General features: G+C 34.0%; 10 protein-coding genes and 1 other RNA gene. 8 read left to right on the top strand and 3 right to left on the bottom strand.

All coding sequences use genetic code 11. The annotated features are described in order from the left end of the window. The first annotated feature begins 373 nt into the window (after positions 1 to 373). The 5 genes from IE051_RS09690 (at position 374) to IE051_RS09670 (ending at position 9469) form a co-directional block, all read left to right on the top strand. Positions 374 to 1621: a glycoside hydrolase family 88 protein gene (locus IE051_RS09690; protein ID WP_189360579.1), complete on the top strand. Its 1248-nt coding sequence runs from the start codon at positions 374 to 376 to the stop codon at positions 1619 to 1621. 6 nt (positions 1622 to 1627) lie between these two features. Then, entirely contained in the window at positions 1628 to 3190 is a 1563-nt protein-coding gene (locus IE051_RS09685; protein WP_189360578.1) for a DUF4955 domain-containing protein, read from the top strand. A gap of 807 nt (positions 3191 to 3997) precedes the next feature. Next, positions 3998 to 4870, top strand: coding sequence for a T9SS type A sorting domain-containing protein (locus IE051_RS09680; protein WP_189360577.1), 873 nt, complete (start codon positions 3998 to 4000; stop codon positions 4868 to 4870). 280 nt (positions 4871 to 5150) lie between these two features. Beyond that, positions 5151 to 6491: a T9SS type A sorting domain-containing protein gene (locus IE051_RS09675; protein WP_189360576.1), complete on the top strand. Its 1341-nt coding sequence runs from the start codon at positions 5151 to 5153 to the stop codon at positions 6489 to 6491. 266 nt (positions 6492 to 6757) lie between these two features. Then, entirely contained in the window at positions 6758 to 9469 is a 2712-nt protein-coding gene (locus IE051_RS09670) for a glycoside hydrolase family 2 protein (RefSeq protein ID WP_189360575.1), read from the top strand. Positions 9470 to 9604: 135 nt separating this feature from the next. Here the strand turns inward: IE051_RS09670 and IE051_RS09665 are convergent, their stop codons facing one another. After that, the gene (locus IE051_RS09665) at positions 9605 to 9961 is read right to left on the bottom strand and encodes a hypothetical protein (RefSeq protein ID WP_189360574.1); all 357 of its coding nucleotides are present in this window, start codon (positions 9959 to 9961) and stop codon (positions 9605 to 9607) included. A gap of 51 nt (positions 9962 to 10012) precedes the next feature. After that, positions 10013 to 10407, bottom strand: a transfer-messenger RNA (tmRNA) gene (gene ssrA, locus IE051_RS09660). A gap of 196 nt (positions 10408 to 10603) precedes the next feature. Between ssrA and IE051_RS09655 the strand changes: the two genes are divergently transcribed. The 3 genes from IE051_RS09655 to IE051_RS09645 all read left to right on the top strand — a co-directional run bounded on the left by IE051_RS09655 (position 10604) and on the right by IE051_RS09645 (position 13212). Continuing rightward, positions 10604 to 11023, top strand: coding sequence for a DUF1801 domain-containing protein (locus IE051_RS09655; protein WP_189360573.1), 420 nt, complete (start codon positions 10604 to 10606; stop codon positions 11021 to 11023). Positions 11024 to 11035: 12 nt separating this feature from the next. Next, positions 11036 to 12244, top strand: a complete 1209-nt coding sequence (locus IE051_RS09650) for an NAD(P)-dependent oxidoreductase (RefSeq protein ID WP_189360572.1) — start codon at positions 11036 to 11038, stop codon at positions 12242 to 12244. 230 nt (positions 12245 to 12474) lie between these two features. Further along, the gene (locus IE051_RS09645) at positions 12475 to 13212 is read left to right on the top strand and encodes a slipin family protein (protein WP_189360571.1); all 738 of its coding nucleotides are present in this window, start codon (positions 12475 to 12477) and stop codon (positions 13210 to 13212) included. Between the two features lie 100 nt (positions 13213 to 13312). Here IE051_RS09645 and IE051_RS09640 read toward each other — a convergent pair whose 3' ends face one another. After that, complete coding sequence (locus IE051_RS09640) at positions 13313 to 14155, bottom strand: hypothetical protein (protein ID WP_189360570.1); 843 nt, start codon at positions 14153 to 14155, stop codon at positions 13313 to 13315. Between the last annotated feature and the right edge of the window lie 39 nt (positions 14156 to 14194).

The raw sequence follows: 14194 nt of genomic DNA, 5'->3' as shown, positions 1-14194 counted from the left end.
AGTTTTTTGCGATAAAGATTTGTAGGATACAATGGATGCATTAGAATAACTCAAAAACAACGTTATAATATTCTTAATGAAATAATGACCTTAATTTAAGTTGTACGAAATTATGTTACTCTTCATAGCATCAAAAAACCTTCGAATTGTTAATGTAATGTTCAGTTCAATTTACATGATTGGAGCATGTTTTTTGTAAAAAAAACGCCCAAATCTATTGAAATAGGCAAAATGCCCCCCCTTATTATTTATTTAGCTCCCCCTTTTATTTTCTTACATTATTGAAATTTGTCAGGAGTCATTAATGTTCTGTTTATAGATTTCTTTATTACTGTTCAATAGGAAATTTCAATACGTCAAAAAAATTTAAAGTATGAAAATAATTAAAGTGGTATTTGTATTAGTTTTTATTAACCTATTATACTCTTGTGCATCAAAAAGTAAAAAAAATGAATTAATTAGTGAAAAAAGTGAATTACTTGATGTTGAAAAAAGAGACTCAAAAATGGTTAATATTGATGATCAAATAACCTTTATAAATAGTCAATTGTCCTTGTTACTTCAGGATGCTGAGCGCGCAGATAATATACCTCGGACTGTAGAACATAATGAAGTAAAATGGGTAAATCCGGGTTTTGACTGGACGGAAGGATTTTTTCCAGGGACATGTTGGTATTTATATGAAGCAACAAAAGACAAAAAATGGAAAAATGCGGCCGAAAAATTCCAATCTAAATTTGAGGCTCATCAGGTATACACCTCAAATCATGATTTAGGTTTTGTTTTTAATTCTTCTTATGGCAATGGGTTAAGGCTAACAAATAATGAAGGCTATTCAAAGGTGCTTGTTACAGCAGCAGATGCTTTATCTAAAAGGTTCAATTCTAAAGTGGGATGTATAAAAAGCTGGGATGTAGATGAAGGCTGGCAATCTAAACGCGATTGGCAATACCCTGTAATCATTGATAATATGATGAATTTAGAATTATTGTTCAAAGCGAGTGAATTAACAGGTGATACCACCTATAGCGAAATGGCTAAGAAACATGCTAATACAACGCTTAAAAATCACTACAGAGCGGATAATAGTTCTGTACATGTGGTAGACTATAATCCCAATACTGGAGAAGTTCGTAGTAAACAAACAGCACAGGGTTATGCTAATGAAAGTTCATGGGCTAGAGGTCAAGCTTGGGGTTTGTATGGGTTTACGGTGTGCTATAGGTTTACAGGAGATGAAAAATATTTAAATCAAGCAATAAAAATTGCAGATTATATCATTAATTATAAAGATTTGTCCGAGGATGGAGTACCATATTGGGACTATAATGCACCAAATCTACCTGATGAACCTAGGGATGTTTCAGCCTCTGCAGTTACGCTTTCTGCATTGATTGAATTAAACCAATATACGGATAATACATATAAAACATTTGTAGACAAAACCATGAATTCATTGGCATCCCCTCAGTATATGGCTAAGCTGGGAGAAAATCATCATTTTGTCTTAAAACATAGCGTTGGCAGTATACCTCATCAGAGCGAAATTGATGTGCCCTTAATTTACGCAGACTATTATTATTTAGAAGCATTGTTAAGATATAAAAACTTTAATCTTTAAAACAAGATGATGATTTTTAAAAATTTGCTTCTAGCGATAGTATGTCTATATTATATACCTATTGTTTCTCAAGAAAAGAGCGTTTGGGAAGATTTTAAAACGGCAAAAGAAACAGGGATTGAGGCCATTTTACCCGATTTTTCATATGCTGGATATAAATACAGTGAAACGGCTTTACCTACAAAGGGTCATGAGGTATTTAATGTTTTAGATTATGGAGCTATTCCCAATGATAATAAATCAGATAAAAGAGCCGTGTTAAATGCCATAAAAGCTGCGAAAAAAAAAGGTAGTGGTATTGTGTTCTTTCCCAAAGGAACCTATCATTTGTTTACAAAAGACGATGATCATAAACCCATAGAGATTGATGCATCAAATATCGTTTTTAGGGGAGAGGAGCAAGGGGAGTCTATTTTGTTTTTTGAAAATAACCTTGAGCCAACAGAACCTGACAAACTTTGGACAACTCCAAATATGATTGTAGTTAAGGCAAATGGTAATAGTGTAAAATTGGCAGATGTCATTTCTGATGCTAAGAGAGAAACTTTCACGGTTACCCTATCTGATGCGAGCAAAATAAATAAGAATGATTGGGTCATTTTATCAGTATCTAATAATGACTCAGATTTAATATCTTATGATATTCAACCTTTAAAGGCCGAGCCAGAATGGACCTCAATTCTAGAAGAAGGTGTCATTGTGAATGAGCGTCATCAAGTAGCCTCAGTAAATAATAACGTAATTACGTTTTATGAACCTATACACTACGATGTTAAGGCAAAACATCATTGGGAAATTTTAAGTTTTGAACATGTTGAAGAAATTGGTTTTGAGAATTTAACTTTTGAAGGGAATTGGAAAGAAGAATTTGAGCATCATAAATCAGCAAAACACGATGGTGGATGGAGTATATTATGTGTTTCAAAAAGTGTTAATTCTTGGGTTAAGGATTGCACATTTAAAAATATCAATAATGCATTTTCTTTTAGTAAATCGGCTGCTTGTACTGCCTTAAACATAACTATTGAAGGTAACATAGGGCATAGCTCTGTTCATTCTGAAGGGTCAACAGGTATTTTATTAGCAAAAATTAATGATTTGAGTGGGATGCATCATGCTGTTGGTGTAGGAGGAGGAAGTAATACAGGCACTGTAATTTGGAGATCGAAATATCCATCACACACCTCTTTCGAGGCGCATGCATCTCAACCTAGATGCACCCTTTTTGATAATGTAGAAGGAGGTTTCTTTGCAGGCAGAGCAGGAGGTGCCCGGTTTAATTTACCTAACCATGGAAGGTATTTAGTATTGTGGAACTTTAAAGAAATTGATGAACCTGAGTCTAATTTTAAATTTGTAGCGACTGACACTTGGTGGTGGAGAATAGTGCCACCAATTGTTGTCGGTTTTCATGGATCTGATACTACTTTTAAAGAAAACGAAATACAAATATTGGAAGGTTTAGGAACTAAGGTAAAACCTGAATCATTGTTTGAGGAACAATTGAAATTGAGATTAGGGGGTAAATTACCAAAATGGATGATTACAAATAATTATTGCAAAAATTGAAATTACCAAACTAATATTTACCTGTTATTTTAAATCTTGATATTGTGGGTTAGATAGTTTAAACTATGTGCCGGAAGCGTTTTTATTTTAATCATTAAAATGGAATATTTATGTTACCGGCATTTTTGTTTCCTTAAAAAAGCAATATCTCATGATCAAGACATTAAATATTTACTAGAAGTTTTCCTGAAAATTGATTGTTTAGAGGTGTTCTATTCTGTAAGGAGCCGTAGGTAGAGCACATAATAAAATAAAAAGAGCATTCAACCTACTTTTTACTTCAAGGGCTTACCGCAGTCAATGACTCCAGTAAGAATCTTTACAGATCGGTAATTCTGCTATTTATAAGACCAACAAATATTTTGAAAAACGAGTCCTTAATTCCTCCGTTATTTTTCTTATTACTCATAGTCATAAACATAATAGCTGTGCATATCTAAAATGATTAATGATGAATGTCTTGTAATGCTATTAAAAAGTCTTTTTAGCTAAATAAGAATTCAAACATGTGTTTGTTCTTTTTTTATCTGAGCCTTAAAAATTTGAAATTGAAGTATTAATTATGCATACACCTTTCACATCTTCATGGTTTCAATCATAAACTTTTAATAGAGAATGCATTAAAAACAGTCTGTTTTGGTTAAAATAAATGAACACGTGTCTTTTGTTGTTAACTAATTGTTTTTTAATGTGGTAAAAACAAATACACCCTCTAAAAGAAGCAAACCCCCCCTCTTAAATCAGGTCAATATCTTCTAATTTTATCCTCGATAAATAATTTATTAAAAACTAATAACTAAAAACATTATGAAAAAAATTACATTATTATGTGCTTTGATGTTAACTATAAGTTTAGCACAAGCGCAAACTACAGTAACAGAAACATTTACTGATTTTAAAAACAACTTTGGCGTACCATATGTAGATGGTTGGTCAAGTAAGGATTTTCCTTATACAAGTGGTGTTACTGGATATGATTATTTCTTAAATGGCTATCTTGAAATTCCAGGAAGAAGAAATGAAGGAGGAAATCCTATGCCTGGATCGATACGTGGTAGAGCTGGAGAAGTAGAGAATGATGAGCCAGTACGTACTTTTCTTCTTAAGGCTACTGACTTACCTGGAGGGGTTACTAGTATAACGGTCCATACTGCTGCTTTTTGGGGAACATCAAGTACTGTCCTTAGAAGTGTTAAAATTTTTGTTAATGGTGAAGATGTTGGAACAAGTCCAGGAAAAACTTCTCAAGGAACAGGTGATGCAGGAGATAATACTTTAGGGTATGCAGATTTTACTGTTAATAATCTTGATATTGATGGAGCCTTTAGTTTGGATATAGAAGCGGTTTGTACTACTGGTGATTGTGCAGGTGATAAGCCAAATATTGCTATGGCTCAGTTAAGTTGGACTACAAAAACTACATTATCTTCTCAGGATAACGTTTTGGCTAGTGGTTTAAGTGTTTATCCAAACCCTGTAAGTGATGTATTAAACATCAAGAAACTTAGTAACAATGTTACATTTAAAAATGTTGTACTCTATGATATCGTAGGTAAGGTGGTATATGAAAGCAACGATACACAGTCAATACATGTTCGTGATTTTGCAAAAGGCCTATACCTTTTGAAAATTGAATCACAAGAAGGGGGTGTTTTAAATAGAAAAATATTGGTGAAGTAAAAATATTTTGTACACTTAAAAAAAGGCTATGTTAACATAGCCTTTTTTAGGTTAAATTAAATAATGGAAAAAGTTTACCGCGATATGTAAAAAGAGAATTATGCGGTTACTTTATTTCGAAGGTAGCTCACCGAGATTCCAAAGTTTCTAAAAGTTTTTTACGATATAATTATATGATGCCTTTAAGTATTTTTTGAAGTAGTAATAAAATAATTATTCTTCAAAAAAAGGTGTTTTATAATTGGCATTTCTCAACAAAAGATTAATAACATAACATGCAATGAAAACAATCAATACCTATTTATTTTTAGCGTTTTTAATTCTTTCTTCTTCAAAGGGCTTCTCACAACTACGTGTGGGTGATCCTGGCGTTACATTTTATGAAGATAAATTTGATGACACTAATTATCCTGAAATGCGTGAGTGGGCTAAAGCGGGAGTTGTAGGGGGTATCCCTTTTCTTTCAACTTCTCCAATAAAGAAAACAATAGATGCCACAGACAGTAATGGAATAAATGCGGCAATTACTGATGTTGCCCGTCAGGGAGGCGGACAATTGGTTTTAAACAATGGGAACTACACTATAGATAGCAGAATTAATATGAAGTCTAAGGTTCGAGTTGTTGGTGAAAGTCAAAGTGGTGTAGTGTTAAATATAACTATGCAGGGCACTAGTGGGGAAGCGATTAGGTTTGGTGTTCAAAATGCTGGTATTGAAAATATGACCATACAAGGGGTTTACGGTACACCATCAATGAGGATGTCAGATCAAAAACCAAATTATTTAATAAATGCCGTATATATGGGAGGCGGAACAAAAAATTGCTGGCTGGATAAAGTTAAGATTATTAATGTTGGAAATTGTCCATTTACATCCTGGAATAGTAATCATATAACTATAAGAGATTGCCACTTTGAAGGGTCATGGAATAAGGGTAGTGGTGGACACGGATATTTTCAAATTGCAGGAAGTTACACCCTAATATATAATACATTTGTTACCAGATTAAGACATATTACTATTCAACGTCAATATTGCCATCACAATGTGTTTTATCAGAACAATGTGGAACAGGATTTTAATTTCCACGATAGTAATGCGGGCTATAATCTTGTTGAGCAGAATATTTCACGTCTCAACCCTGAACTCAATACTCAATATCATTCCATGATGGGGCCGTGGTCAATTCAGCATCAAGATCCTCCGGGAACAGACGCCATTTTTAGAAACGATTGTATTGAAAGAAACAATAATGATAATGTAACATTTAGTGATCCAAACTTAGTATACATTCCCGTAAGACATGAAAATTCAATCCCTTTTGATACGCACTCTGTTTTACCAAAAGGAGGCACATTCTACCCCGTTAATCTTACTACGTTGAGCACTAATACATTTGATACTCATAATATCACAGCATTTCCAAATCCTGCTCAGAATTATATTTCCCTTAAAGGCTTAAAAGGCCATACAAATTATAAAATTTTTGACATTATTGGCACAGAAATGGCTAGCGGAAATATCACAAACAGCGAAAAAATCAATCTACAAAACCTTTCTGTTGGATTATATCTAATAAAACTTGAGAACGGAAATGTAATCAAATTTTTAAAACAATAAATCGTTAATAATTATAGGGCAAGACATATGGTTTTAGTCAAAGCAAAGGTCCTTGAGAATATAATTACTCGTTGGAATATATCTTGCTAAGACCTTAGATGCCTTTTATTTTGCGTTAGCAATACATAGTTTGTTTTGGCTAATCAATCCTGCTAACAGCAAATGTTTATGCCTTGATAATAAACATTAAATTATCAGGGTAAGCCATTATTTTATTAAGAAAGCTATCTCAGAAAAAAATTACATTATCAAAGAACAAATCTTATATGTATAAATTAGCAATTCAATTCATATGCTTAATTCTAGTAAATGTAACGCTTAATGCACAAGCGCTTCTTAAATCTCCAGAATACTCGAAAGCCGGTTTTTTTGAAGTGCCAAATTCTGGTCGTCAAGTATATGATTTTAATGTTGGTTGGCGTTTTTACAAAGGAGTTATAGAAAGGGCAGAATTATCTGATTTTGATGATTCAACTTGGAATGTTGTGAATACACCCCATGGTTTGGAATTGAATGCTTCGGAGGCTAGTGGGTCCACTAATTATCAAGGTGAAGCTTGGTACAGAAAACACTTTACTATACCCAAAAACCTTTTAGGTAAAAAGTTGACTATACATTTTGAAGCCATCATGGGCAAAAGTAAAGTCTGGTTAAATGGTGAGTTATTAACGACGCACTATGGCGGATATCTTCCTTTTAGTATAGACATAACGAATAAAGTTTTAAAAGATAAAGAAAACGTTTTGGCTGTGTGGGCAGATAATAGTGATGACCCAAATTACCCGCCAGGGAAAAGCCAAACCGTTTTAGATTTTTCATATTTTGGTGGTATTTATAGAGATGTTTGGCTTTTGGCTACCAATAATGTTTACGTGACCAATCCAAATACGGCCAATAAAGTTGCGGGTGGTGGCCTTTTCGTGCGTTATGAAAATCTAACTAAAAAAAGTGTAGAAGTAATAACCAAGACCGATATATCAAATGATTCTAAAAAGTCATTTGATATCAGTATTACCTACAATTTAAAAGATGATGACAATAATATAGTAGCCACCAAAACTATTTCAGAAACAATAAAGGCGCGGAGTAATATTCAGGTTGAACAAATTCTCCTTGTTAAAACCCCAAAATTATGGTCGCCAAAATCACCATTCTTGTACAACTTGGAAGTATTAATACAAAATCAGAATCAAAATATCATTGATGGTGTTAGGCAAAAAATTGGGATTAGAAAAATAGAGTTTAGAGGAAAAGAAGGTTTTTATTTAAACAATGAACCCTATGATGGAAAACTTATGGGTGTAAATCGTCATCAAGATTATGCTTATGTGGGTAATGCTTTACCTAATTCTGGGCAATGGAGAGATGCCCTCATTTTAAAAGAAGCGGGAAGCGAAATCATAAGAGCTGCGCATTACCCAGCTGATCCTGCGTTTATGGATGCCTGTGATGTCTTGGGTTTGTTTTTTATTGTAGCTACTCCCGGCTGGCAGTTTTGGAATGATGATAATACGCAATTTCAGGAGTTGGTTTATCAAGATATAAGAAATATGGTAAGAAGAGATAGAAACCATGCCTCTGTTATTCTCTGGGAACCCATATTAAATGAAACCCATTATCCAGATTATTTCGCAGAAACCGTACACAATATTGTGCATGAAGAATATCCGTATCCCGGGGCTTACACAGCTTGTGATTCTAGAGCAAAAGGCATGGAGTATTTTGATGTTATCTATGATCATCCAAGATATGCAGACAAGTTCAAAGTTTGGATGCCAGACCCAAAGGGAAAAAATACAAGCAAAATAAAGTTTGATTATGGAGCGGAAAATAGAAGTATTTTTACGCGAGAGTGGGGAGACAATGTTGATGATTGGAACGCTCATAATTCTTCAAGTAGAGTCGCGAGAAATTGGGGTGAATCTCCTCAGTTAATTCAGGCCCATCATTATGCGAATACAGCCTATAGATTTACAAATTGGGAATCTATAAGCAGCACGCCTGCCCAACACGTTGGAGGTGCTTTATGGCATGCGTTTGATCATCAAAGGGGGTATCATCCTGATCCGTTTTATGGCGGTATCGCAGATGTTTTTCGTCAGCCAAAATATTCATATTACTTATTTAATGCGCAACGAAAAGCAAAAGATAGCGAACCTATGGTGTACATTGCTCATGAGATGTCTCCTTTTTCTAGTAAAGATGTTACCGTTTATAGCAATTGCGATGAAGTAAGACTAATAGTCTTACAAAAGGATACCATTACTATGAAACACGACAGAGAAACTTTTAATATGCCAAATCCAATTATGGTTTTTGAGGATGTCTATGATTTTATGGAAGTTAAAAGTTTGTACAGAAAAAAAAGACATGCCGAAACCACTATTGTAGCGGAAGGTATAATTGACGGTAAAGTCGTCGTGAGCGCTACTAAAATGCCAACCAATAGAATTACAAGAATTAAATTAGAATTAGCAGATTATGGTATTCCTCTTACGGCAAACGGATCTGATTTTGTTCCGGTGATTGCTTCTATTGTTGATGATAATGGGAATGTCAAAAGATTAACTGAAAATCATATAAAATTTGAGGTGGAAGGCGAAGGAACAATAATAGGGGATTCAGACATTATGGCTAATCCAAGAACGGTTGAATGGGGCACAGCACCAGTGCTAATAAGGGCAACAGAACAGTCAGGAACTATAGTAGTAAAGGCATCAATGGTACATGAAGGGGTACATACTCCCATGGCTGCAAAAATTACTATTAATAGCATCCCTACGAATACGCCCCTCATATTTGATGAAAAAACCAATACATCATATAAGAAAGCGGTCTCAAAACCTATAGATTCTAACAATCAAGATTCGACATTGAAACAAAAGGTCTTAGAGCTTGAAAAAGAACTGAATCAATACAAGCTAAAGGAAGTTCAAAAACAACAAGAAGAGTTTGAGAATGAAAGCAAGAAAAATTAATATAATAGGTTTCATGCTTATGCTTGACATTAATTATCCACTTTTTTGAGAATCCAACAAGGGATGTTGCCATTTACTTAGTAAACGGTTACGGGTATATTAATTAGAACTTTATAAAAGTGTTCAAAAAAGGGGTTAATCTAGAAGCTCTAAAGGATTAATTCTGAAACATCGTTCAGTTCCTAAAAAATGTGGATCCCCGTAATCTTCAGACCAAAATCCGTCCAGTATGTTTTGGCTAAGACATTTATAAACCACCACACCCCTATAACTATTTTCATCGGCTCCTTGATAGGTAAAGTTAATAACAAGAATATTGTCTTTAAAAAAACCAATGCCTTCCTGTTTTTGCTCTTTGTTAATGAGCCAGTCAGCCTTAATTCTATTGCTGGGGTCAAGTTGTAAATGAAGTATTCCGTGGTAAGTATTTTTGCTATCGTCTTGATTGCTTCCAGTGACTTTATATTGACCAACTAATTCTTCAACTTTCATAGTAAATTATAATACAAAAGGCCTCATAAATATTTTTTATGAGGCCCTACAAAGTGGAGTCGGAGAGAATCGAACTCTCGTCCAAACAAGTAACCAAAGGGCTTTCTACACGTTTATTCTTTTCTTGGGTTTTCGATTATAAGCTGGTTAAAGACAACCCACTTATAACTTAACTTCTTTAGTTTCAAAAAGGCATCAAAGTACTACCTAATCTATATTGACATTTACGATGCCTCAAAATGGAACGCCGTCAATCAAGGCTTTCCGGAGACATAAAGCTTGTACACCTTGTGTACCTAGGCCAATCTTACTATAATTCAGATTATGCAGCTAAAGCGTAGTTATTCTCGCCGTTTAAAATTTGGTCTAGCCTTTAACGTGTTTCAATGCCATTACACGACGTGCTTACCGTTTAATTAATCTCGCTGTCAAAACCAGTCGACCCCATTATTATTTAAATAGTTATTTCTATTGTGGCGTTACCCTATCGGGTCAGGCTTTCTGCTATATCTTTTTTGCTTTTAACGGCAAAAAAGGATGTCGCTTCAATCCTTAACGCGGGCAGCAAAGGTATCAAAAAGTTTGTAATTCCGTTTAAATCCTACTACTTTAGAGCAAAAATTATTCCAATTCTTTCAGTACATGCAACTTGTCAGTAATCCAAAGGCTAAAGAAGTGTTTAATACATATCCCATGCCTATAAAACCCAAAATGCTTTACCTTAGAGAACTGGTTCTCGAAGTAGCTAAAGAAGAAAGTAGTGTTGAATACTTAGAAGAAACTTTAAAATGGGGGGAGCCAAGTTACCTTACTAAGTACGGAAGTACCGTCAGGATGGATTGGAAAGAAAAAAGCCCAAATCAATATGCCCTTTATTTTCAATGTTCCTCAAGCCTTGTCTCCACTTTTAAGACTATTTACAAAAATGAATTTAAATTTGAAGGAAAACGAGCAATTGTGTTTAAATTGGAGGATGAGTTACCCGTATCAGAATTAAAACATTGTATTTTGCTAGCATTAACATATCATAAAAGAAAACATTTACCTCTTTTGGGGGCATAAAAGATAAAGCTTATGAAATTTGCCATAATAAAAGAACGCAAAAACCCACCTGACCGTCGCGTTGTATTTTCTCCATCAAAATTGGTAGAAGCAAAAAATAAATTCCCCGAGGCCACTTTTAAAGTAGAGGCTTCAGATATTCGAGTATTTTCCGATCAGGAATACAGAGATGCTGGTTTTGAAGTTGTACAAGATGTTTCAGATTGTGATATTATGATTGGTGTTAAGGAAGTGCCAATTGATGCTCTTATAGCTAACAAGAAATACTTCTTCTTTTCACATACCATTAAAAAACAACCCTATAATAGAAATCTATTAAAAGCTGTTTTGGAAAAGAATATTGAATTATATGACCACGAAACAATAATCAATGAAAAAGGGTTCCGACTTATAGGTTTTGGTCGTTATGCAGGAATTGTTGGTGCCTACAATGGTTTTAGAGCCTGGGGATTGAAATATAAGTCATGGCAATTACCAAAAGCCGGACCATTACCAAATCAACAAGCCTTAATAAAAGAGTTAAATCAAATAGAGGTACCTAATATTAAAATTTTACTCACGGGGAGTGGAAAAGTATCAAATGGCGCCCAAGAAATGTTGAATGCTATGGGCATCAAATCGGTTTCAGTTGAAAATTATCTCAATAAAAATTTTGATGAACCTGTGTATTGTAAAATAGACGTGCTTGACTATAATAAACGATTGGACGGTAATTTGGTGACAGATGTTTTTGATTTTTTTAATCACCCTGAAAAATATGAATCTGATTTTATGAGATTTGCAAAAGTAAGTGACTTCTATATTGCAGGTCATTTTTACGGAGATGGTGCGCCCTATTTATATACTAAGGAGGATGTGAAGTCGCCTGATTTCAATATAAAAGTAGTAGCAGATATCAGTTGTGATGTTGATGGTCCAGTGGCGACCACCTTAAGAGCATCTACTATTGCAGATCCTATATATGGGTATGATCCTGAGTCAGAAGCAGAAATAGACTATAATAACGAAAAAGCTATAACGGTAATGGCTGTTGATAATTTACCCTGTGAATTACCACAAGATGCCAGTGAAGGTTTTGGAGAGCAATTTCTTGAACACGTTATACCGGCGTTTTATAATAACGATAAAGATGGTGTTTTACAGCGTGCTAAAATGACCGAAAACGGACTACTTACCGAGCGTTTTGATTATTTGCAGAATTATCTAGAGGGTAAGGAATAAATCAGAAGAAATTTAAAACCTAGTAATAATTATAAAACCATCAATAGCTTGCTTTTGATGGTTTTTCTTTGCTTTTGAGGTTCCTGTTTAATTAAAAGATTTTGGTTTTAATAATTTATTCAAGTTCAAGTCAACTTTTAAAAGGTAAATGATATATATCATTTTTAAGTTCTTAGAAATAAACGAACTTATAGTTCTATTTATTTAGTGTTAACTTAAATTAATATATCATGAATCCACTATTATTATTTACGCTTCTTTTTCTTGTATTCTTGTTTTCTGGCATACGAGTAATTTTTGAATATAAACGCGCTTTAAAATTTAGGTTTGGTAAATACATTAAAACTTTAAAGCCCGGATTTAGATGGATTATTCCAATTATTGAGACTATTCAGAAAGTTGATATTCGCGTCATTACTATTAATATAGTCTCACAAGAAGTCATGACTGAAGATAATGTACCATGTAGTATTGATGGTGTCGTGTTTTTTAAAATTGAAAGTCCAGAAAAAGCCGTTTTAGAAGTGGAAGAATATAATTTTGCTATTACGCAATTATCTCAAGCTGCACTTAGAGATGTTTGCGGTAAGGTTGAACTGGATACTATTTTATCAAAACGGGAAGAAATGGGGAAGAATATTAAAAGCATTGTTGAGATTGCAACTAAAGAATGGGGCATTGAAATTATTGATGTTAAAATAAAAGACATACAGCTTCCAGAAAACATGAAACGTATGATGGCTAATCAAGCAGAGGCAGAGCGTTCTAGACGTGCACGTATTATTTTAGCGTTAGCTGAGGAGCAAGCAGCTGGTAAGTTATTAGAAGCCGGTAAATTAATTGATCAATCGCCATCTGCAATAAAATTAAGATTGTATCAGACTTTATCGAACATTGCAGCTGAGAAGAATTCTACTATTTTGTTTCCTTTTCCTGAAGAAGTGTTGCCAAGAAATCATTCAAAATAAAACGACAATGAGATATCTATTTGTTAATTTTTATAAAAGTTTAATTTTTAAAACCTGTTAACCTTTATTTGTTAAATAAAAAAGAACCTAATAAATTTCACTAAAACCTAGCCGTTAAAAACAAATTAAAACCACCAAAACTAAAATCAATTTTTCCATTAAAGTCATCGCCTAAAGGTACATCATTAACTCTATAGCTATTTGTTGAATACGCAGCTCCTAAACCGAAATTTTTAAAGAAAAAGTAATGGACAGCGGCATTTGATTCAACAACATTAATATCTATACCACTAACACTAAGATAAAAATATTCTAATGAATATCTGGCTAATAATTTAGGAGTAAGGTAGGCACTGCCATGAACACCAAAGAGAATGGCCGGTGCTGTTATTGAAGTTGATTCAGTATAAGTCCTCTCATTTATTTTGGCGCCAAAACCAGTATTTATAGATACAGCTCTTGCCCCTAAAGATAATCCAGCATTCCAATTCTTTTTATTGTAAAAGGAATACCTCCAGGTGACTGCGTAATAATCGACATCAAACAAAATCCCTACACCTGAACCTTTTAGAAATGTGCTATCTCCTACGGTAACGTCCCTTTCTAGTAGCGCTGTGCTTTCTCTGTTTATGTTAGTGTAGGTAATAGCTAACTGTGATTTAGGTGAAACCCGAATAACACCATCGAGTTTAAAAACACTTTTGTCTTCTTCTAATCCTAAGTCTTCTAGACCTATTTCAGTTCCTATTCCTAGAGCCGTATCAATTCTAAGTGAGGTGTTTATTGCAGGAAAGTAATATCCGGCAGTTATATATGCTCTTGGGTTAATTGAATCTCCCTCAACAGTGGAATAGCTTTGGGCAAGAACCTTACTCGTGCTACAAAGGTATAAGCATATGGCGAAGCAAAGAAACAAATATTTGTTTAAATGGTTTGTAGACATATTTTTGGATGATGTTTGGTTATAATATAAAGGTATTAA

The sequence above is a fragment of the Algibacter mikhailovii genome (assembly GCF_014651495.1).
Classification (GTDB): domain Bacteria; phylum Bacteroidota; class Bacteroidia; order Flavobacteriales; family Flavobacteriaceae; genus Algibacter_E; species Algibacter_E mikhailovii.
Note: the sequence above shows the minus strand (reverse complement) of the source record. Positions and strands in the feature narration are given on the sequence as shown.

What these genes read in the sequence shown, in the direction of transcription:
- IE051_RS09665 (WP_189360574.1), bottom strand. Translation starts at nt 9,961, where the DNA reads ATGAAAGTTGAAGAATTAGTTGGTCAATATAAAGTCACTGGAAGCAAT.
- IE051_RS09655 (WP_189360573.1), top strand. Translation starts at nt 10,604, where the DNA reads ATGCAACTTGTCAGTAATCCAAAGGCTAAAGAAGTGTTTAATACATAT.
- IE051_RS09690 (WP_189360579.1), top strand. Translation starts at nt 374, where the DNA reads ATGAAAATAATTAAAGTGGTATTTGTATTAGTTTTTATTAACCTATTA.
- IE051_RS09675 (WP_189360576.1), top strand. Translation starts at nt 5,151, where the DNA reads ATGAAAACAATCAATACCTATTTATTTTTAGCGTTTTTAATTCTTTCT.
- IE051_RS09685 (WP_189360578.1), top strand. Translation starts at nt 1,628, where the DNA reads ATGATGATTTTTAAAAATTTGCTTCTAGCGATAGTATGTCTATATTAT.
- IE051_RS09680 (WP_189360577.1), top strand. Translation starts at nt 3,998, where the DNA reads ATGAAAAAAATTACATTATTATGTGCTTTGATGTTAACTATAAGTTTA.
- IE051_RS09650 (WP_189360572.1), top strand. Translation starts at nt 11,036, where the DNA reads ATGAAATTTGCCATAATAAAAGAACGCAAAAACCCACCTGACCGTCGC.
- IE051_RS09645 (WP_189360571.1), top strand. Translation starts at nt 12,475, where the DNA reads ATGAATCCACTATTATTATTTACGCTTCTTTTTCTTGTATTCTTGTTT.
- IE051_RS09670 (WP_189360575.1), top strand. Translation starts at nt 6,758, where the DNA reads ATGTATAAATTAGCAATTCAATTCATATGCTTAATTCTAGTAAATGTA.
- IE051_RS09640 (WP_189360570.1), bottom strand. Translation starts at nt 14,155, where the DNA reads ATGTCTACAAACCATTTAAACAAATATTTGTTTCTTTGCTTCGCCATA.